At 64.7% G+C, this 19,516-nt stretch carries 18 protein-coding genes; 12 read left to right on the plus strand and 6 right to left on the minus strand.

Annotated elements, in window-relative coordinates; all coding sequences use genetic code 11:
- The first annotated feature begins 1 nt into the window (after position 1).
- From KVY23_RS07225 to KVY23_RS07250, 6 genes are all read left to right on the plus strand, one after another.
- On the plus strand, positions 2–1,771 hold the full coding sequence (locus tag KVY23_RS07225) for an ABC transporter permease subunit (protein WP_230555879.1): 1,770 nt from the start codon (positions 2–4) through the stop codon (positions 1,769–1,771).
- Positions 1,768–3,027, plus strand: coding sequence for an MFS transporter (locus KVY23_RS07230; RefSeq protein WP_230555880.1), 1,260 nt, complete (start codon positions 1,768–1,770; stop codon positions 3,025–3,027). Before KVY23_RS07225 ends, KVY23_RS07230 begins: the two co-directional genes overlap by 4 nt.
- 168 nt (positions 3,028–3,195) lie before the next feature.
- Entirely contained in the window at positions 3,196–4,467 is a 1,272-nt protein-coding gene (locus KVY23_RS07235) for an ABC transporter substrate-binding protein (RefSeq protein WP_230555881.1), read from the plus strand.
- A 31-nt stretch (positions 4,468–4,498) separates the two neighbouring features.
- Positions 4,499–5,548: a carbohydrate ABC transporter permease gene (locus KVY23_RS07240; protein WP_206508775.1), complete on the plus strand. Its 1,050-nt coding sequence runs from the start codon at positions 4,499–4,501 to the stop codon at positions 5,546–5,548.
- On the plus strand, positions 5,545–6,366 hold the full coding sequence (locus tag KVY23_RS07245; protein WP_206508774.1) for a carbohydrate ABC transporter permease: 822 nt from the start codon (positions 5,545–5,547) through the stop codon (positions 6,364–6,366). The genes KVY23_RS07240 and KVY23_RS07245 overlap by 4 nt, the downstream gene beginning before the upstream one ends.
- Positions 6,363–6,536 carry a hypothetical protein gene (locus KVY23_RS07250; protein WP_230555882.1) on the plus strand — a complete coding sequence of 58 codons (174 nt, stop codon included), beginning with the start codon at positions 6,363–6,365 and terminating at the stop codon, positions 6,534–6,536. The genes KVY23_RS07245 and KVY23_RS07250 overlap by 4 nt, the downstream gene beginning before the upstream one ends.
- 10 nt (positions 6,537–6,546) lie before the next feature.
- Here the strand turns inward: KVY23_RS07250 and KVY23_RS07255 are convergent, their stop codons facing one another.
- The 3 genes from KVY23_RS07255 to KVY23_RS07265 form a co-directional block, all read right to left on the minus strand.
- The gene (locus KVY23_RS07255) at positions 6,547–7,380 is read right to left on the minus strand and encodes a DUF2786 domain-containing protein (protein WP_230555883.1); all 834 of its coding nucleotides are present in this window, start codon (positions 7,378–7,380) and stop codon (positions 6,547–6,549) included.
- Between the two features lie 57 nt (positions 7,381–7,437).
- The gene (locus tag KVY23_RS07260; protein WP_187346751.1) at positions 7,438–8,163 is read right to left on the minus strand and encodes a peroxiredoxin; all 726 of its coding nucleotides are present in this window, start codon (positions 8,161–8,163) and stop codon (positions 7,438–7,440) included.
- A 434-nt stretch (positions 8,164–8,597) separates the two neighbouring features.
- The gene (locus KVY23_RS07265; protein WP_230555884.1) at positions 8,598–9,269 is read right to left on the minus strand and encodes a TetR/AcrR family transcriptional regulator; all 672 of its coding nucleotides are present in this window, start codon (positions 9,267–9,269) and stop codon (positions 8,598–8,600) included.
- A 151-nt stretch (positions 9,270–9,420) separates the two neighbouring features.
- Between KVY23_RS07265 and KVY23_RS07270 the strand changes: the two genes are divergently transcribed.
- From KVY23_RS07270 to KVY23_RS07280, 3 genes are read left to right on the plus strand one after another with little or no spacing between them, the layout of a single operon-like run.
- Positions 9,421–10,350: an alpha/beta fold hydrolase gene (locus KVY23_RS07270; protein ID WP_230555885.1), complete on the plus strand. Its 930-nt coding sequence runs from the start codon at positions 9,421–9,423 to the stop codon at positions 10,348–10,350.
- A complete protein-coding gene (locus tag KVY23_RS07275) occupies positions 10,337–11,215 on the plus strand; it encodes a metal-dependent hydrolase (protein WP_230555886.1) in 879 nt (292 codons plus the stop codon). Before KVY23_RS07270 ends, KVY23_RS07275 begins: the two co-directional genes overlap by 14 nt.
- Complete coding sequence (locus KVY23_RS07280; RefSeq protein WP_230555887.1) at positions 11,212–12,267, plus strand: PDR/VanB family oxidoreductase; 1,056 nt, start codon at positions 11,212–11,214, stop codon at positions 12,265–12,267. Before KVY23_RS07275 ends, KVY23_RS07280 begins: the two co-directional genes overlap by 4 nt.
- Positions 12,268–12,389: 122 nt before the next feature.
- Here KVY23_RS07280 and KVY23_RS07285 read toward each other — a convergent pair whose 3' ends face one another.
- From KVY23_RS07285 to KVY23_RS07295, 3 genes are all read right to left on the minus strand, one after another.
- Positions 12,390–12,806, minus strand: coding sequence for an MmcQ/YjbR family DNA-binding protein (locus KVY23_RS07285; RefSeq protein WP_308070522.1), 417 nt, complete (start codon positions 12,804–12,806; stop codon positions 12,390–12,392).
- Positions 12,807–12,981: 175 nt separating this feature from the next.
- Positions 12,982–14,079 carry an inositol-3-phosphate synthase gene (locus KVY23_RS07290; RefSeq protein WP_206508769.1) on the minus strand — a complete coding sequence of 366 codons (1,098 nt, stop codon included), beginning with the start codon at positions 14,077–14,079 and terminating at the stop codon, positions 12,982–12,984.
- Positions 14,072–14,653: a PadR family transcriptional regulator gene (locus KVY23_RS07295; RefSeq protein WP_230555888.1), complete on the minus strand. Its 582-nt coding sequence runs from the start codon at positions 14,651–14,653 to the stop codon at positions 14,072–14,074. The genes KVY23_RS07290 and KVY23_RS07295 overlap by 8 nt, the downstream gene beginning before the upstream one ends.
- A 168-nt stretch (positions 14,654–14,821) precedes the next feature.
- On the opposite strand from KVY23_RS07295, the gene KVY23_RS07300 reads away from it, so the two are divergent.
- From KVY23_RS07300 to KVY23_RS07310, 3 genes are all read left to right on the plus strand, one after another.
- Positions 14,822–15,253: a DUF5318 domain-containing protein gene (locus KVY23_RS07300; protein WP_187346750.1), complete on the plus strand. Its 432-nt coding sequence runs from the start codon at positions 14,822–14,824 to the stop codon at positions 15,251–15,253.
- Between the two features lie 201 nt (positions 15,254–15,454).
- Entirely contained in the window at positions 15,455–17,938 is a 2,484-nt protein-coding gene (locus KVY23_RS07305; protein WP_230555911.1) for a transglycosylase domain-containing protein, read from the plus strand.
- Between the two features lie 120 nt (positions 17,939–18,058).
- Positions 18,059–19,516 (plus strand): glycosyltransferase family 87 protein, encoded by a 1,458-nt coding sequence (locus KVY23_RS07310; RefSeq protein WP_230555912.1) that lies wholly within the window; start codon positions 18,059–18,061, stop codon positions 19,514–19,516.

Genomic DNA, 19,516 nt, shown 5'->3' on the forward strand with positions numbered 1-19,516 from the left:
CGTGCGAGGAGGACCATCGATCGTCACGGTGTCGCGCGTCGTCACTGTCGCAGGTGTGGTGGCGCTGCTCGGGATGCTCCCGTGGCTCTCCGATCGTGATCCCGCACTGAGCATTCTGCGAGCGCGGTCGGCCGAGCAGGAGCCCACCGACGAAGCTCTCGACTCGATCCGTCGGGAGTTGGGCCTCGACGCCGGGCCGGTCCGCATGTTCTGGGACTGGCTCACAGGTCTCGTGCAGGGCGATCCGGGGGTGTCGTGGAACTCGGGCACGCCGGTGCTGCCGGGTGCGCTCGACGCCCTGGGGGTATCGCTGACCCTGATGGGGTTCGTTCTGATCGTCGCCCTCATCGTCGCGACCCTGGTGGTCCTGCCGTCCCTGCGCGCGGGACTGCGCGGTACGCCGCGCCGAACGAGCGGCGCCGCCGCGGCTGCGCTGACCTCGCTCCCGGACTTCCTGCTGGCCTCGGCACTCGTCGTTTTCGGAGCCGTGTGGCTGTCGTTCCCGGCGTACGGGTGGAACGGGCTCGAGTATGCGGTGCTTCCGGCGCTCGCGCTGGGCCTACCAGCCGGAGGCCTGCTGGACCGGCTCCTCGCCGACGCCATCGCCGTCACGTTCACCGAGGGCTGGGTGACGACGTGGACGGTGGCCGGCTTCTCCAAACGGCGCATCGCCGTCGCAGTCGTGCGTCGAGCATTGCCCGGTCTCGCTACCCAGATCGGGCTCATCATGGTCGCGTTGACCGGCGGCGCGGTGGCTGTGGAAAAGGTGTTCGCCATTCCAGGCTTGGGCCGAAAGACGCTGGGCGACGCCCAGTCTCAGGACCTTCCTGCGCTGCAGATCGACGTGCTCTTGCTGCTCGTGATCAGCGCGCTGCTCGGCATCACCGCCGAGATGCTCCGGCGTCTGATGCTCGGCAGTGCGTTACGCGACCGGGCGATGCCGATCCCGTCCGGGGTCTTCGCGCCGTCCCCGCGTCGATGGATCGCACCGATAGTCTCGGCGACGGTACTTCTCGTCATCGTTCTTGCAGGCGTGACTCGCGACCCGTTCGTCACCAGCCGGGACAAGTTCGCGGCGCCGTCTCTCGAGTTTCCGTTCGGCACCGACGCGTCCGGACGGGACCTGCTGGCGCGAGTGTCCGACGGCGCCGTCTCGACGATCGGGTTGTCGCTGGCGGTAACGTTGGCCGCGTTCGTCATCGGCGTGTTGTTCGGGTTGATTCCACGCGCATCACGCGGGTTGATCGAGGTCACCAATGCCGCTCCCCCCATCGTCGCGGGCATCATCATCGCCGCGATCTGGGGGCCCAGCGCCGGGGGTGCCGCCGTTGCCGTTCTGATCGTGACGTGGGCTCCGCTGGCCGCACACACCGCCGCGTTGGTAGAAGAAACCAGAGCGCGTCCGTACATCGCGATTCTGCCGACCCTCGGCGCCAGTGAAACGCGAATCCTGTTCGGGTCCATCGTTCCCAGCGTCGTCCCGGTGGTCCTGCGCCATGCGCTGCTTCGCCTGCCCGGTGTCGCGCTCGCGCTGGCTGCACTCGGCTTTCTCGGACTCGGACCCCAGCCGCCGTCACCGGACTGGGGGTTGATCCTGGCCGACGGCGTCGCCAACGTCGAACGAGCGCCGTGGGTGGTGTTGGCACCGTTGGCCTCACTGATCGCACTGGCCGTGCTGGCGGTGTCCCTGTCCAGTGCCACCTCGGGGCGCAGCCGTCGCACCGACAGCAATCCGGCCAGCGAGGCAGCGGTAGGCTCCCCTGCGGCATGAGTACGGGTGTGAAGCAAGCGCGGTGGCGGTGGTCGTTCATCGACGATCTACAGCGGGCGACTCCGACGATCAGGCTGTTGGTTCTGACGCAGCTGACGTTCAACGTCGGCTTCTTCATGGTGCTGCCGTACCTGTCGGTGCACCTGACCTCCGACCTGGGACTGGGGGCCGCTCTCGTCGGAGTCGTGCTGGGAGTGCGAACCTTCTCGCAGCAGGGACTGTTCTTCATCGGTGGCACACTGGCCGACAGGTGGGGCATCAAACCCGTCGTCCTCGTCGGCTGTGTGTTGCGCGTGCTGGGATTCGTGGGTCTGGCATTCTTCGACTCGCTCACCGGGGTACTGGTGGCGACGGTCCTCGTCGGCTTTGCGGCGGCATTGTTCTCTCCTGCAGTGGAATCGGCCGTAGCCATCGAGGCAGGTAAGAGCGAGTCCGACGGTGGCCCCCGCCGGGTCGAGACCTTCGCGTTGCTGTCGGTGTGCAGTCAGATCGGATCGTTCACCGGACCGCTCGTCGGTTCGCTGTTGCTGCTGGTCGACTTTCGCCTCGCCTGCCTCGTCGCGGCGGCGATTTTTCTCGTCATTGTTGCTGCCCATGTGAAGTGGTTGCCGAACGAACCGGGTGAGCACCGCGACGATCCGTGGCTCTCGGGCTGGACGGACGTTGTGCGCAACAAGCTGTTCGTGCTCTTCGCGGTCGCGATGAGCGCGCAACTGGTGGCATACAACCAGTTGTATCTGCTGCTGCCACTCGAGGTGGAACGGGCCGGGGGTTCGCAAACCGTTCTGGGCTGGTTCTTCGCCATCTCCGCGGTATTCGTGGTGACGGCACAGCTGCCAATCACCCGGGCCACGGCGCGTCGGTCACCACGCGTCGTTATCCCCGTCGGATTCGCAGTCATGGCGGTGTCATTCGTCGTTGTCGCTGCGACATCACCACTGCAGCTGGAGGGTTTTGTCGGCCTCGTCCCGGCTGCGATGTTCGTTCTCCTGCTGGCTCTCGGTCAGATGCTCGCCATGCCGCAGGCGCGTGAGTTGGTGCCGCGCTTGGCCGGCGAACGCAGGCTCGGCTCCTACTACGGTTTCATGGCCTCCGTCGGCGGCATCGGGGTGCTGATCGGATCGGTGGCGCTCGGTGCAGTGATCGATGCTGCACCCGACGACGGTCCTGGCTCGGCGATCCCCTGGCTCGTGGCCGCGACGTTCCCCATCGCCAGCGTTCTCGGTCTGCGCATCGTGCTCGGAAAATTGGACTGAACCTCGGCTGGCAGCAGGTTGACCGATTCAGCTCGTGCCGATTCGCTCCCAATTCGCCGAATGTGTGTCACAGTCCCTATCGACATTGTGCGTCGGGGGAGCGCGTTCGTTTTCGTGTGCTGTGATCTCCTCACGCACCCGTGCAGCAAGCAAGTGGAGAGACAAACAATGGCGTCTTTGATCTCTAAGGTGGCGGTGCTCGCGACAGCGGCATCGTTGCTGACGCTCACCGCGTGTTCCGGCGACAGCGGTTCCAGCGACTCGGCCTCGGCCAACACCGATGGCCGCGGGCCCATCACGTACGTGGAAGGTAAAGACACCACCGAGACCGGGGTGGTTCGGCAGATCATCGACGAGTGGAACGCTGCCAACCCCGACGAGGAAGTCACCTTCAAGGAGCAGTCGAACGACGCCGATCAGGCGCACGACGACCTGGTTCAGCACCTGCAGGCGGAGCAGTCCGACTACGACGTCATGGCGCTCGACGTGATCTGGACGGCCGAGTTCGCAGCCAAGGGCTGGCTCGTCCCGCTCGAGGGTGAGTTCGCGATGGACAACGCGGGCATCCTGCCCTCGACGGTCGAGAGCGCCACCTACAACGGAACCCAGTATGCGGCGCCGAAGAACACCAACGGCGGCCTGCTGTTCTACCGGACCGATCTGGTGCCCGAGGCACCCACCACGTGGGACGAGCTCACCGCCAGCTGCGAGATCGCGACAGCTAACAACATCGATTGCTACGCAGGCCAGTTCGCGGCCTACGAGGGTCTGACCGCGAACGTATCCGAGATCATCAACGCGCACGGCGGATCGTTCGTCGCCGAGGACGGCACCACACCCACCGTCGACAGCCCCGAGGCCAGGGCAGGTCTGCAGGCACTGGTGACGGCCTTCGAGACCGGTGTCATCCCGGAACAGGACACCACCTTCAAAGAGCCCGAGAGCCAGCAGGCGTTCGAGGACGGCAACGTCCTGTACCTGCGCAACTGGCCCTACGTCTACGGCACCGCCTCGCAGGAGGGATCGGCTGTCGCCGGTAACTACGGCGTCGCACCACTGCCCGGCGTCGACGGTGTCGGCACCTCGACACTCGGCGGTTACAACGCCGCCATCAGTACGTTCTCGGAGAACAAGGCGACTGCCGCCGACTTCCTGCGCTTCATGCAGGGCGAGCAGGCGCAGCGCATCATCGCCGAGGGCGCTCTGCCTCCCGTGCTCGAGTCGCTCTACGACGATCCCGCTCTCATCGCCGAGATGCCTTATCTGCCGGCCCTGAAGGAGTCCATCGCGAACGCGGTCCCGCGTCCCGTCACACCGTTCTACCCGGCTGTGTCGAAGGCGATCCAGGACAACACCTTCGCTGCAATCAAGGGTGAGAAGCCCGTGGACCAGGCCATCGTGGACATCCAGGCCGGTATCGAGTCGGCCGGCGCCAACTAGCGATTCGCTTTCGGGCCAATCAGGAGAATTCATGGCTCTACCTACTGGTGAAACCGGTGGGGCTGTAGCAACGACCGCGGCCGGGGGATCTTCCCCCGGCCGCGGTCGGCATGCACGCACCGCATCGAAGCCACGCTTCGGACTCTCGTCGGGCAGGGCGTGGTTGCTGATCGCGCCGACGCTGGTGATTCTGGCGGTCGTCATCGCCTACCCGGTCATCCGCGCCGTCATCATGTCCTTCCAGAAGGACGCGGGTCTCGACCCGGCGACGGGGATGTTCGTCCAAGGCGGCAGCGCGGGATTCTCCAACTACACCCACTGGATACTGCAGCAGTGCACGTCGGCGTCGGGGACCTTGGTTCCCTGTCCCCCCGGCACTCTCGGATCGCAGTTCTGGGAAGCCGTCGGCAATACTGCGTTCTTCACGGTCGTCACAGTGTCCATCGAGGTGGTCATCGGCTTCGCCATGGCCGTCATCATGGGAAAGACTTTCGCCGGCCGAGCGTTGTTGCGGGCCGCGATTCTCATTCCCTGGGCCATCCCGACGGCGGTCACCGCCAAGTTGTGGTACTTCATCTTCGCCTATGACGGCATCGCCAACAAGATGCTCGGAACGAACATCCTGTGGACGGGCGATGCCTGGCCCGCACGTTTCGCAGTCATCATCGCCGACGTCTGGAAGACGACACCGTTCATGGCGCTGCTGATACTCGCTGGGCTGCAGATGATTCCCGCCGACGTCTACGAGGCCGCGCGCGTCGACGGCGCATCGGCCTGGCAGCGGTTCACCAAAATCACACTGCCGCTGGTCAAACCCGCGCTCATGGTAGCGATTCTCTTCCGCACCATGGATGCGCTCCGGATGTACGATCTGCCGGCCATTCTCACCGAGGGCAATCCGGCTACGCGGACCATCTCCATCCTGGTGGTCGAACAGATTCGGCAAGGATTCAACAGCGCAGCATCGCTGTCCACCATCTCCTTCATCATGATCTTCATCGTCGCGTTCATTCTGGTGAAGTTCCTCGGTGCCAATGCGGTGGCGACGCAAGAGGATCAGCGCAAAGGAACCCTCCGATGAAAACTGCGCGGATCTACCTCGGAGTCCTGATCATCCTGATCTGGGGTCTCGCGCCGTTCTACTGGATGACGGTGACGGCTTTCCGTGACCCCCGATATACCTTCGACACGACACCGTGGCCGACGCACGTGACGTGGGAGAACTTCGCGAACGCGCTGTCCACGTCCAACGGCAACAACTTCGTCCGAGCAGTGTTCAACAGCTTGATCATCGGTGGCGTCACCACGTTCATCGGATTGGTCATCGGCATCTTCTGTGCCTATGCATTGTCCCGCATCGACTTCCGGTTCAAGTACGTTGTCGTCGGTATCGTTCTCGGGGCGTCGATGTTTCCGGTGGTCGCGCTCGTGACGCCACTGTTCCAGTTCTTCACGAACATCGGCTGGATCGGTAGCTATCAGGCGATGATCATCCCGAACATTTCGTTCGTGCTCCCCTTGACCATCTACACACTGACGGCATTCTTCGCCGAACTGCCGTGGGAGCTCGAGGAAGCAGCGCGTATCGACGGCGCCGGAAGATTCCAGGCATTCCGGCTCGTGATGCTGCCGCTTGCGGCACCGGCGTTGTTCACCACCGCTATTCTGGCGTTCATCGCGGCTGTGAACGAGTACCTCCTGGCGAGCCAGCTCTCCAGTGACAGAACCGAACCGGTGACGGTGGCCATCGCGCGATTCTCGGGCAACGATCCACATGTCGTTCCGTACGCAGCGATCATGGCGGCAGGCACGATCGTCGCGATTCCGCTGGTGATCATGGTGCTGCTGTTCCAGCGTCGCATCATTTCCGGGTTGACCGCGGGCGGTGTCAAATCGTGACCGCGCAGGATCATCTTCAGATGCTGGCCGGGATACTCGGTGTTTTCGCGGTGCTGGCGTTCATCGCTGCCGTAGCTGGAATCATCGGCGGAGATCCGCCGGTGTGGCCGTCCCTCGTGCTACTCGGGTTGCTGGCGGCGCTCGGGTTCGTGATGCGAAAGCTCCGGTGAGAGGGACGCTTCACGAACCGAGTTGCTTGTTCGCCGAGCCGATCTGCCCTCGACTGTCGCTTGCCGTGCCCACCCCTAGGCGAGCCGCTCGTCCCGCCCGATCACCTGCCTTGCGCGCACCCTCGGAGTAACCCGCGTTCGCGCTCTGCCCGCGCCATGTTCCGCGGGCCGTCGACTCTGTGCGGTAGAACTCGCGCAGCTCGATCTCTTTCTCGCGCAGCACCAATGCCGTGCCCTTCTCCCGGTTCTCGGAGATCGCTTTGGTCTCGGTCTCCTTCTTGACCTCCCCCAAGCGGGTGCCGATTCGGAAGGCGAACGCGCTGTGGAAATTGAGCCGCGCGGTGACGGCAGCCACGGGCACTTCTTCCCGGAATCGGTAGCGGCGACGGCCGACCACTCTGGTCACTGTGCGCACGGCTGTCTCGGATCGGTACGTCCCGGACTTGATGTACCTGTCCGAGGCCCGAACCATTTGGATCAGCAACGACGAGTAGAGCGCCTCGGTGGTGTCGATGTCGGAGTCGAAGCCGTAGGCGAATACCTGCGTCGACGACCTGGCGACGTCGCATTGAACATCGTTGGCGTGGGCGATGGCGACGAACAACTGCACGAACGTCTTCAGGCCCCTCTTGCCCGCTTCACCGATCCGGATGACCCGTTGTACCGGAGTTGCCCGCTTCTCACGGGAGGCACTGTGCGAGCGCGCCACTGCCAGGTCGATCGAGGTGGCCGTCGCCAGGCGCTGCGCCGCCTCCATGAACGCTTCGGCCTCGTGCGGGTTATCGGTGGACTCGGCCTGGCGCAGCAGCCCGCCGATCCGGGTGAGCATTTTGTCCGAGGTCACGCCCACGACGCTACAACGCGGCACCGACAACAGACTCACCGCTTATCGGGCAAGCCGTCACTCGGCTCGGATCGCGCCCTCGATCTCGGACTCGCTGATGGATCGGGTGCAGAAGAACCAGTCCTGGCATTCGACGTCGGTGTCTGTGTTTTGCATCCGGTCGGCTGCGGTGCCGCACGAGCCCGCGGGGGGAACGATCACGGGATCTCCCGGCCGCCAATCTGCGGGTGTTGCCACGTCGAAGGCGTCCGCGGTTTGCAGGGCCTTCACCAGACGCAGGAGTTCGTCGAAATTGCGACCTGTGCTCAGCGGGTAGTAGATGACCGCCCGAACGACACCGCTGGGGTCGATGACGAAGACCGCGCGGACGGCCTTCGAGGAGCTTTCACCCGGCATGATCATTCCGTACAGCCTGGCAATCTCCATGGTGATGTCCTCGACCAGCGGGAATGTGACCTCGACCTCGGACATTCCGTTGAAGCTGATCTTGTCCTTGATGGTGCGCAGCCATGCGATGTGGCTGTAGAGACCATCGATCGAGAGCCCGACCAGTTCGGTGTTGTACTGCTTGAACTGATCCGACATCGAAGCGAACGTGATGAACTCGCTGGTGCATACGGGGGTGAAATCTGCTGGATGAGAGAAGAAAATGACCCATTTGCCGCGATAGTCAGCGGGAAAGTCGATCGGACCCTGAGTGGTCACGGCGGTGAATTCCGGTGCAGGATCACCGATTCGCGGCATTCCGAACGCGCTCTGGGCTGTCGAATCTGGGGTCGTCATGTCAACCTCGCCTTGCTGTATCGATGTCATGGAATTTCCCGCGTGACCCAGACCGAGGCCATGGCCTCGACCGTAGGCTCGCCACTTCATATGCGCTGGGGTACAAGGTCCTCTGATACTCAGCCCAACGGCCCTGGGTTGGCTGGGAGATTCTCGTGCTGAACCTGTGGTGCTCGAAATCACTTGGAATCTGATACCCCCGGGGGTATGCTGAAGGCGTCGAATACCGAATGGGAACGTTGCATGTCGACGTCTGATCGCCCATCTTTACGTCCGCAATCGAAAGGTGACCGAAATGTGTTATCCAGCCCCATGTCCTCGCTGCCGAAAGACCACGTGGGATGGATGCGGCCAGCACGCTGACGCAGTCATGCGCACGGTAGCTCCCTCGGATCGTTGCACGTGCGCCGATGAGTCGTCACGCGCCGCAGTCCCTACGCGCCTTTGAGCCGAGCCAGGGTAACGAAGATCGGCTCCTCGCCGTCGAGCTCGAGCTGCTTGCGGCGTAGGTAAGCCGCCAACAATCCCCAGACCAGGTCGGTGAGCTGGTCGACATAATCCTCGGCGCCGAGTTCGTCGTCGTCGAGCCACAGATCGGTCGCGGCGAGAACGGCCCCCACCGCTGCTCTACAGGCGTACTCGATACCCGTGGTATCGGCGTCGACGGACTCGAGGATCGACCGCGCGACGGCCGAGAAGCGGGTGGCGATGTCGCGGCCGATATCGAGTGGCGGGGCGATCGTCGGATCCTCGGGAGCCGAGCGTGACTGTGCGAGAAATCTGAAGACGTTCGGATGGCGGGCGACCACCTCGGCGTAACCCGTGATCGCGTGGCGCAGCGCCGGCACGGGTGCGTCGAGAAGAAAATTGAAGTCCGATACGGCGAGTTGGTACACCTCGTCGGCCATGCGCTGCGCGACTGCGCCGTACAGGTCCGCCTTGTCCGCGAACTGTCGGTACAGCCGCGGCTTCGTGGCGCCTGCTTCGCGAGCGATGTCGTTCATGCTCGGGTTCGGGCCACCGCTGTCGATGACGCGGAAGGCCGCGTCGACGAATTCCTCGCGAGCGTGGGTTCTGCGCGCTGCAGGATCTCGACCGGTGGGCATCCCTGCAGTGTAGAGGTCCTTGCGGGTCCGCACGCTACCGAAGGTTTCGGGCCGCGTGTGTTGACAGAGGGCCGCGAATCGATGAGTCTTGAACCAGTGCGTACCGACGGTAACGCTATGCGTACCGTCGGTAACAACGACTGGAGTGATGATGACCATCGAAGGAACAGCCGCCACGGCCACGCGGTTCACCGTGCGCGTCGACGGCGCCGAGCTGGCGGTCTACGACCACGGCCAGCCGGACCCCACCGGCCCGGACGCGCCCACGCTCGTGCTCGTGCATGGATGGCCCGACACCCACCGTCTCTGGGATCCGGTGGTTCCGCTCCTTGCCGACCGCTTTCGGGTGGTCGCGTACGACACGCGCGGTCACGGTGCCTCCACCGACCAGGGAACGGTCGCCGAGATGCGGCTCGAGCAACTTGCCGACGACTTCATGGCGGTTGCCGACGCCGTGGCGGGACCGAATCCGGTGCACGTGCTCGGGCACGACTGGGGCTCGGTTCAGGTGTGGGAGGCGGTCTGCGAACCCGGTGCCCATGAGCGGATCGCATCGTTCACCTCGATCTCCGGACCCAGTCTCGATCACATGGGCATGTGGATGCGCAACGCCGCGCTCACGCCGAAACGCCTGTGGCCGCTTGCTACCCAGCTCGCCTCGGGTGCCTACACGCTGTTCTTCATGGCGGGGATCCTGCCGCGGGTGTTCTTTCGTATCTTCGGTCGTCGCTGGATCTGGCTGCTTTCGCTGCGGATTGTCGAGCGGATTCCGCGGTCGGAAGCCCACCTGGCCGACACCTTACGACGGGACATGACCCGCGGTCTGCGCATCTATCGAGCCAACGTGCTGCAGCGGGTGTTTCGGCCCGCCGAGCGCTACACCCGCGTCCCGATACAGCTTCTCGTCACCACCCGCGACCCGGCCATCAGACCGGCCTCGTTTGCCGATATCGACAGGTGGGCGTCATCCGTCAGTCGCACCGACGTGCGATCCGGACACTGGCTGCCGATGCGAAAGCCTGCGCTCGTCGCCGCTGCGACCACGCAGTTCATCGAAAGGATCGACCATGTACGAGCATGATCCCGGCGAGGTTTCCCTGCAGCCCCGCAACGTGCGCTTCGATTGGACACAGACGCCGCTGCACTGGATGCCGAGCGAACCAATCGCCTCGCACACCGTGAGCGCGCTGAATCTCCTGCTCCCGGAGGGCGAGCGGTGGTTCTGTGCGACGTACACCGAGGCGCTCCCGCTGATCGCCGACGCGAAACTCCGCGAGGATGTGCTCGGTTTCATCGGCCAGGAATCGATGCATGCCGAGACCCACAATGACGTCCTGTACGAGTACCTCGATGCACACGGCATCGATCCCCGGCCCTTCACGGCGCACGCCGAGTACCTGATGCGGAAGGTTCTCGGACCTCGTCCGGGCCTGTCGGTCCGGGCGCAGAAGCATCAACTCGTCGACCGCATCGCCCTGATCGGCGCCATCGAGCACATGACGGCATTTCTCGGCGACTACGCGCTCAACTCACGCTGGGACGAGTTCGGCGGCGATGCGAACATGATCGACCTCTACCGCTGGCACGGCGCCGAGGAAGTCGAGCACCGCAACGTCGCACACGATGTCGCGATGTACTTCGGCGTCGGCTATGTCCGTCGTAATCTGTCCATGCTCTTCGCGTTCGTCAGCTTCCTCGTGTTGATGCTGCGCGGGACCCGGTACATCGTGCGGCACGACCCGAGCTTGAAGGACCGCGGTTACATCGTGCTGTGGTTCCAGTGGCTTCGTGCCATGCGAAGAGGCTCGCTCCCGTCGTTGGCGCAGATGACCAAAGGCGTTGCACGGTATCTGAAACCGAACTACACACCCGACGGCGAAGGGAGTACCGCGCAAGCAGTTGCCTACCTCGCCGGTTCGCCCGCGGCAAGGACGCCGCTGCAATGAATATCGCTTTCCCCGTCCCCGACGAGGTGCCTCCTGATCTGTACGGGCGTCGCGAACGCGATCCGCTGCTTCGGGTTCTCGAACGACTGATGAACGCCCACATGCACCCCCTGCGGTACCGGCACCGAAAGGAGGTCGCCGGCGAAAGCGTCGACCGCAGCTTTCCGGTGGTCGTCGTCGACCGCGTCGTCGAAGCCCACGACGAGAACGTCATGGGCTTCGCGTTGGCCGCCCCCGACGGTGGTGAGCTCCCGCTGTGGCGAGCTGGCGCGCACATCGATGTAGAGACACCGTCGAGACTGTTGCGTCAGTACTCGCTGTGCGGGGATCCCGCAGACAGTCGGCGCTATCGCATTGCGGTGCGGCGTATTCCGGACGGTATCGGGTCTGTGGAGATGCATGACGAGGTGGTGCTCGGCACGCGGTTGACCATTCGTGGTCCGCGCAACGCCTTTGCCTTCGCGGTTCCGGGGCACGGGTCAACCGCAGACCACCTGCACTTCGTCGCGGGCGGCATCGGCATCACACCCATCCTGCCGATGGTGCGCCTCGCGCATCGTCTCGGCGTCGAGTGGACGATGGTCTACACCGGGCGCAGCAGAGATTCGCTACCGTTTCTCGGCGAGCTGCGCGAGTTCGGTGACAATGTGACGATCCGGACCGACGACGTCGACGGCACCCCCTCGGCGGCAGCGCTGTTGGAGGGAGCTCGGAGTACATCGGCGATCTACGCGTGCGGGCCGATGCCGATGATCGGCACGCTCGATCGAGGCGTTGCCCGCGGAACCGAGTTTCACTTCGAACGGTTCTCGGCGCCGCCCATCGTCGACGGTGTGCAATTCGAAGTCGAGCTAGCCCGAACGGGCGAGACGGTGACTGTGCCGGCGGACCGTTCGGCACTCGATGCAATTCGAACAGTCCGGCCCGATGTGGCCTACTCGTGCAGGCAGGGCTTCTGTGGCACATGTCGCGTGCCTGTTCTCGGTGGCACCGACGGGATGCTCGTGTGCACCGAACGCACGCAGGGCGAGCGGGTAGTACTCGACATCTAGCGCGCAGGAGTATCTAGCTGGCGAGGCTCCGTGCGTCAGTGCACACAAGTCGAGTCCACAGGGCCGAATGTGCTCGAGGCGATCGACCTGTGTGCACTGGCGCACGCTCACATCGTCAGGGCTCACAGCGTCGGGCCTTCACCCGCGTCCAGCCTGGCGACGGCACGCTTGGGAGCGGTGACTCGGTAGCTGCAGTCGATCAGTTCGGCGGCCTCGGCCCAGATGTCTTCTCCAGCTTTCGAGTTTTCGGTATCGGAGAGGTCGAACCCGACCCACCCGGCGGGTCCGAGGTAGGCGGGGTGGAAGTAGCGCGGCTCGGACTCGCAGGCACGTTGCTCCTCGGCGCTCTCACACTTGACGACGATCGACAGGTCGAAGTCGTCACCCCCTTTGACGCTACCGCCGAAGTAGACGAAGACATTGGCGGTGCGGAAAGTGGGCCTGCCGTGGGAGATCTTCTCGGTCGCGTCCGGATAGGCGAGTGCCATCGCTCGAACACGACTCAGGCACGGATGGTTCGAGGTGGGATCGACGGCCACTGGCACACGATAGCGCACGGGTCGACACAGCACCGTTCCACACAGCACGGGTCCACACACGCGAGTGGCACGGTCGAGCGTCCCGAAGGAAACTCGGCCGTGCCACTGGGAACAACCTATGTGAGCGGAAATACAGGACAGGACACGTATTTTCGCTCACATGCGACGGAGTCGCCTAGGCGTCGATGATGAACGCTTCGAGCTGGGTCCGGGCAACATCGTCGGCGAGCTGCTTCGGCGGGCTCTTCATCAGGTATGCCGAGGCAGGGATGACCGGTCCACCGATACCGCGGTCGAGGGCGATCTTCGCGGCACGAACCGCGTCGATGATGACGCCGGCCGAGTTGGGTGAGTCCCAAACCTCGAGCTTGTACTCGAGGCTCAGGGGCACGTCACCGAAGGCGCGGCCTTCGAGGCGAACGTAGGCCCACTTGCGGTCGTCGAGCCAGCCGACGTGATCGGACGGTCCGATGTGGACGTCCTTGGTGTTGAACTCGCGCTGCAGGTTCGAGGTCACGGCCTGGGTCTTGGAGATCTTCTTCGACTCGAGGCGGGTGCGCTCGAGCATGTTGAGGAAGTCCATGTTGCCGCCGACGTTGAGCTGCATGGTGCGGTCGAGCTGCACGCCGCGGTCCTCGAACAGCTTGGCCATGACGCGGTGCGTGATGGTCGCGCCGACCTGGCTCTTGATGTCGTCGCCGACGATGGGAACGCCTGCGTCGGTGAACTTCTTGGCCCAGACGGGGTCGCTGGCGATGAACACGGGCAGCGCGTTGACGAATGCGACACCTGCATCGATGGAGGCCTGCGCGTAGAACTTGTCGGCCTCTTCGGAGCCGACGGGCAGGTAGGACACCAGGACGTCGACCTTGGCGTCACGCAGTGCCTGTGCGACGTCGACCGATTCGCCGTCGGCCTCGGTGATGGTCTCGCGGTAGTACTTTCCGAGTCCGTCGAGGGTCGGTCCGCGCAGAACCTGCACGTCCTTCGGCGGCACGTCAGCGATCTTGATGGTGTTGTTCTCGCTGGCGAAGATCGCGTCGGACAGGTCGAAGCCGACCTTCTTGGCATCCACGTCGAACGCGGCGACGAACTCGACGTCGCGGACGTGGTACTTGCCGAACTTGACGTGCATGAGACCGGGGACGGTGACGTTCTCGTCCGCGTCCTTGTAGTACTCGACGCCCTGGACCAGGGAGGAGGCGCAGTTGCCTACACCCACAATGGCCACCCGGATGGCGTTGCTGTTGGCGCCTCTGCTGTTCTCACCCATGGTCGGGTTCTCCTTCTGTCTTCGAAATACGTGTCGGGTTGGGGATGGCGGACGGGCCCGCCTGCTCTGCCGCGATGACTTCGTTGAGCCAGCGAACTTCGCGTTCGCTCGATTCGAGGCCGAGCTGGTGCAACTGACGGGTGTAGCGGTCGAGGGTCCCGTTGGCCTTGGCTACTGCCTCGCGGAGCCCTTCCCGGCGCTCCTCGACCTGACGCCGCCTGCCTTCGAGGATGCGCATCCTGGCTTCTGCCGGGGTGCGACTGAAGAAGGCGAGATGGACGCCGAATCCATCGTCTGTGTAGTTCTGCGGTCCGGTATCCGCTACGAGTTCGGCGAAGCGTTTCCTGCCTTCCGGAGTGAGCTCGTACACGCGCCTGGCTCGACGCTTGACGAGCGTGTCCGGACCGGCGTCCTCGGCAATCAGCCCGTCCGCCTGTAGGCGACGCAGGGCTGGATACAACGAACCGTAGGAGAACGCTCTGAACGCTCCGAGCAGACCGGTCAGGCGCTTTCGGAGCTCGTACCCGTGCATCGGAGATTCGAGAAGCAGACCGAGGATTGCTAGCTCGAGCATGCGTACTCCTTTCCCCGGTGGACGACCCGCACAACTGATGCGATATCCGAGCATATACCCACAATGTATCGCGCCGATATATGTTCTGACATAGCTTTCCGCAATGCGAGAGCGGTTCGACGACGGTGCCCACCCCGCGTGTCGTCGGCCGCACGTACTCTGGTCAACGTGCGACTTCAGCGACAGGTGGTGGACTACGCCCTTCAGCGACGGTCGCTGCTTGCCGAGGTGTACTCGGGTAGGACGGGCGTCACTGCCGTGTGCGACGCCGACCCGTACCTACTTCGGGCTGCCAAGTTCCATGGCCGCGGCAGCGATGTCGTCTGTCCGATCTGCAGAAAAGAACAGCTCACCCTCGTCTCGTGGGTGTTCGGCGAGAAGCTCGGCCCGCTCGCCGGTTCCGCTCGCACCGCCGACGAGCTGGTCCGCCTGGCGGCCACGCAGGAAGAATTTTCGGTACACGTGGTCGAGGTGTGTCGTTCCTGCAGTTGGAATCACCTCGTTCAGTCCTACGTCTTGGGTGCCGTACCGGCCCCGAAGCAACCGCGCCGGTCGCGGTCGAGTTCACGCCAACCGAACCGTCGAACAGCGAGTGAGTGACACAATCGCTTCGCTGAGCGACCCGGTCGGCACGAGCACTTGCCTGCCGCAAACACTGGAGACCTGTACGTGAGTTCCCCATACGACAACGCCAACCCTGGTGGCAACCACGAGCCGGGCGGCAATCCCGGCGACCGCGACCCGTCGAGGCGCCCACCGGGCCCGCCTCCGGGACGTCGACCCGTCGGCCCCCCTCCCGGCATGCGACGCGACGCGCAAGGCCGACCGCTCGGCCCACCGCCGGGTGCCCGGCCAGGCCCACCGCCGGGTGCCCGGCCAGGCCCACCGCCGCCCATTCGACGAGATGCCCAGGGCCGCCCGATCCCTCCGCAGATGCCGCGCGACGCGCAGGGTCGCCCGCTCGGACCTCCTCCGACACCTCTGCCGGGTCGTCCGCCGCACGCGGGCGCGGGCGGAGCCGGCCGTCCACCGACCGGCCCACCGACGCGCCCACCTGTGGGTCCGCCGAACGAGAATTCCCCACGATCGTCGGGCAGTGAACCGCCCGAACCGCCCGAGAGAGGTACCGCCGCGAAAACGAAGAAGAAGTCCAGATGGCGCACAGTCCGGAGGACCGTGCTGGCACTGTTCGCGCTGGGCATGGTCGTCCCGCTTCTCGCGTTCATGGTCGCGTACGTCGTCGAGGACGTGCCGCGTCCCGGTGACATCAAGACCAATCAGGTGGCGAAGATCTATGCCGCCGACGGAACCAGTGAGATCGCCAGGGTCGTCCCACCCGAGGGCAACCGAACCGATGTGAACATCGACCAGATCCCGCTGCACGTTCGCAATGCGGTGCTTTCCGCGGAGGACCGCGACTTCTACTCGAACCCGGGTTTCTCGATCACCGGTTTCGCGCGCGCGGCGAGGGACAATGTGCTCGGCCGCGACAGCGCAGGTGGCGGATCGACCATCACGCAGCAGTACGTGAAGAACGCGCTCGTCGGCTCCGAGCGGACGCTGACGCGAAAGATGCGCGAGTTGGTCCTCTCCTCGAAGATGGCGCGTCAGTGGTCCAAGGACGACATCCTTGCCGCATACCTCAACACCATCTACTTCGGACGCGGCGCCTACGGCATCGCGGCAGCGTCGACGGCATACTTCGGCAAGCCCGTCGAAGCGCTGTCCATCGAAGAGGGCGCAGTACTGGCCTCGGTCATCCAGATGCCATCGAATCTGGATCCGGAGTTCAACCTCGAAGGCGCAGAGTCGCGCTGGAACTACGTGCTCGACGGCATGGTCTCGCAGGGCAATCTCGAGCAAGGTCAGCGCGCGGCGATGACATTCCCGCAGTGGGTGCCGAGCGCATCCGCGGCCGTCGGTAGTGCAGACAGCGGACCCAACGGTTTGATCAAGACACAGGTGTTGCGTGAGCTGTCCGCCGAGGGCGTCAGTGAGCAGGACCTCAACACCGAAGGCCTGCAGATCACCACCACGATCGATCCGGCGGCCCAGGCGGCTGCGATCGAGGCGGTGAACTCGAACATGGAGGGCGAGTCGCCAGAGCTCCGTACGGCGTCGGTGTCGATCGATCCCCGTACCGGTGCCGTCCGGTCGTATTACGGCGGCGCGGACGGCGCGGGCTTCGACTTCGCCCAGTCGGGTCTACAGACCGGCTCGTCGTTCAAGGTGTTCGGGCTTGCCGCCGCACTCGATCAGGGCATTCCACTGTCGAAGATGTACGACAGCTCGCCGCTGACCGTCGACGGTATCGAGATCGGCAACGTCGAGGGCGCGTCCTGCGGAACCTGCACCATCGCCGAGGCGCTCAAGCGTTCGCTGAACACGAGCTTCTACCGCATGCAGCTGTCGATGGACGACGGCCCGCAGGCCATCGCGGACATGGCGCACCGACTCGGTGTGGCCGAGGAGCTTCCGGGTGTCGGTCCTACGCTGACCGAGCCGAACGGGACCGGACCGAACAACGGAATCGTGCTCGGGCAGTACCAGTCCCGGGTCATCGACATGGCCTCGGCATACGCGACGCTCGCGGCCTCCGGTGTGTATCACGCACCGCACTTCGTGCAACGCGTCGTCACCGCCGACGGCACGGTGCTGCTCGATCGAGGCACCGAACCGGGCGAGCAGGTGGTCTCGGCCGCTGTCGCGGACAATGCCACCTCCGCCATGCGTCCCATCGCCGGATACTCCAACGGCCACAATCTCGCAGGTGGACGGCAATCCGCCGCGAAGACCGGTACCGCACAGCTGGGCGACACCGGGGACAACAAGGACGCCTGGATGGTCGGGTACACACCCTCGCTGTCGACGGCGGTATGGGTCGGCACCGAGCAGGGCTTACCGCTCGAGAACAGCTGGGGCGGACCGATCTACGGTTCCGGACTTCCTTCCGACATCTGGAAGGACACGATGGACGGGGCGTTGGAAGGCACCACCAACGAGTCGTTCCCGACGCCGGAGCCCATTGCCGGACAGGCTGGGGTACCGCAGTATTCGGCTCCAGCCCCTCCTGCCACGACGCCGCAGGAGACGCCGACGGAGCAGCCGCCGATCACGCTGCCCATACCCACCGAGATCTCCCCGCCCGTGGTCATCACTCCTCGACAGGTGGAGATTCTGCCCGGGGTGACGATTCCGCTGCCGGGCCTCGCACCTGCGCCTGCGACCCCGGAAGAGCCAGCGGTGCCCGGGGAACCCGCGCAGGGATCGGATCCGGCCGGGTAGCCTGACCGGGTGAACGACAGATCCGCCCAACCGGTCGGCCGCCGCATCGCGAGCCCGGCCACTCCGGCCCCGGATCTGTCGTCCGACGCCACGCGCGACAGGCCCGCGAACACCGATCCGATGGTGGCGGAGCTGGCCTCGGTCATCGGTGGACCCGCAGGAAAACACGCGTTGATCGGGCGGCAGCGCTTCATGACCCCCCTGCGCGTGCTGTTGCTGCTCGCGGTGGTGTTCCTGTGCTTCGGGTGGTTCGCGAAAGCGGGCTGTATCCAACAGGCACCGAACGGGCCCGACGGTGCCCTCGGATTGGACTGGAGCGGAAGCCGCCAGTACGTCGCGATGTGCTATTCCGACACCGTTCCCCTGTTCGGCGCGGAGCGACTCGACGAGGGCGCGTTCCCGTACAAGAAGTCCTGGGAGGAAACCGCGGCGGACGGCACCTCGCAGATCCGGTATATGGAGTATCCGGTGCTGTCCGGGCTGTACCAGTACGGATCGATGGTGGTCGCGAGATCGTGGACATCGGTGTCGTGGTTGCCGCAGGCGCTCGACGTGGCCGTCTACTTCAACGTCGTCGCACTCGGGTTGGCCATCGCATGGTTGGTGACGGTGTGGGCTACGGCGCTCTCGGCTGGGCGCCGTATCTTCGACGCCGCACTCGTCGCTGCCTCGCCCTTGGTTGTGGTGCATGCCTTCACCAACTTCGACGCTTTGGCGACCGCATTCGCCGCCGGCGGTCTGCTCGCGTGGGGTCGGAAGAAACCGGTTCTCGCCGGCGTTCTGCTGGGACTCGGTGGCGCCGCCAAGCTGTATCCGCTGCTGTTGCTGGGGCCGCTACTGGTGCTGTGCTGGCGTGCCGGGAAGATGCGCGAGTGGGGTGTCACCGCGTGTGCCGCGGTGGCGGCCTGGCTCGCCGTGAACCTTCCGATAGCCATCCTCTTTCCGAGCGGGTGGTACGAGTTCATGCGGCTCAACTCCACTCGCGGTGCCGATCCCGATTCGATCTACAACGTGGTGGCCTCCTTCACGGGGTGGGCCGGGTTCGACGGTGTGCAGTACGCGGGTGACACTCCGATCGTGCTCAATGCGGTCACGTTCGTGCTGTTCGGGCTCGTCTGTGCCGCAATCGCCTACATCGCCCTCAATGCGCCGACCCGACCGAGGCTCGCGCAGCTGGCCTTCCTTGTCGTGGCCGGCTTTCTGCTGACCAACAAGGTATGGAGCCCGCAGTATTCACTGTGGCTGGTTCCGCTCGCTGTGCTCGCGCTACCGCACCGGAGAATCCTGTTGGCGTGGATGGCGGTCGATGCCCTCGTGTGGTTTCCGCGTATGTACTACTACCTCGGTGTTGGGAACAAGGGTGTCCCCGAACAGTGGTTCACCGCGGCCGTCGTCGTTCGTGACATCGCGGTCATTGGTCTGTGCGCGCTGGTGGTGCGCCAGATCTACCGTCCGAGCGAGGATCTGGTTCGCGGCGGAGGTGTCGACGATCCGATCGGCGGTGTTCTCGATCGGGCGCCGGACGTCCGCAGAGGTGCGAAACCAGTGCGGCGCAAGACGGTCTCGGATAGCGCCTGA

Origin of the sequence: Rhodococcus sp. I2R, from assembly GCF_020889545.1 — a bacterium.
Taxonomy (GTDB): domain Bacteria; phylum Actinomycetota; class Actinomycetes; order Mycobacteriales; family Mycobacteriaceae; genus Rhodococcoides.

Excerpts from the sequence above, each read along its gene's own strand:
- KVY23_RS07230 (WP_230555880.1), top strand. The coding sequence starts at position 1,768 with ATGAGTACGGGTGTGAAGCAAGCGCGGTGGCGGTGGTCGTTCATCGAC.
- KVY23_RS07235 (WP_230555881.1), top strand. The coding sequence starts at position 3,196 with ATGGCGTCTTTGATCTCTAAGGTGGCGGTGCTCGCGACAGCGGCATCG.
- KVY23_RS07240 (WP_206508775.1), top strand. The coding sequence starts at position 4,499 with ATGGCTCTACCTACTGGTGAAACCGGTGGGGCTGTAGCAACGACCGCG.
- KVY23_RS07245 (WP_206508774.1), top strand. The coding sequence starts at position 5,545 with ATGAAAACTGCGCGGATCTACCTCGGAGTCCTGATCATCCTGATCTGG.
- KVY23_RS07260 (WP_187346751.1), bottom strand. The coding sequence starts at position 8,163 with ATGACGACCCCAGATTCGACAGCCCAGAGCGCGTTCGGAATGCCGCGA.
- KVY23_RS07265 (WP_230555884.1), bottom strand. The coding sequence starts at position 9,269 with ATGCCCACCGGTCGAGATCCTGCAGCGCGCAGAACCCACGCTCGCGAG.
- KVY23_RS07270 (WP_230555885.1), top strand. The coding sequence starts at position 9,421 with ATGACCATCGAAGGAACAGCCGCCACGGCCACGCGGTTCACCGTGCGC.
- KVY23_RS07275 (WP_230555886.1), top strand. The coding sequence starts at position 10,337 with ATGTACGAGCATGATCCCGGCGAGGTTTCCCTGCAGCCCCGCAACGTG.
- KVY23_RS07280 (WP_230555887.1), top strand. The coding sequence starts at position 11,212 with ATGAATATCGCTTTCCCCGTCCCCGACGAGGTGCCTCCTGATCTGTAC.
- KVY23_RS07290 (WP_206508769.1), bottom strand. The coding sequence starts at position 14,079 with ATGGGTGAGAACAGCAGAGGCGCCAACAGCAACGCCATCCGGGTGGCC.
- KVY23_RS07295 (WP_230555888.1), bottom strand. The coding sequence starts at position 14,653 with ATGCTCGAGCTAGCAATCCTCGGTCTGCTTCTCGAATCTCCGATGCAC.
- KVY23_RS07305 (WP_230555911.1), top strand. The coding sequence starts at position 15,455 with ATGCGACGCGACGCGCAAGGCCGACCGCTCGGCCCACCGCCGGGTGCC.
- KVY23_RS07310 (WP_230555912.1), top strand. The coding sequence starts at position 18,059 with ATGGTGGCGGAGCTGGCCTCGGTCATCGGTGGACCCGCAGGAAAACAC.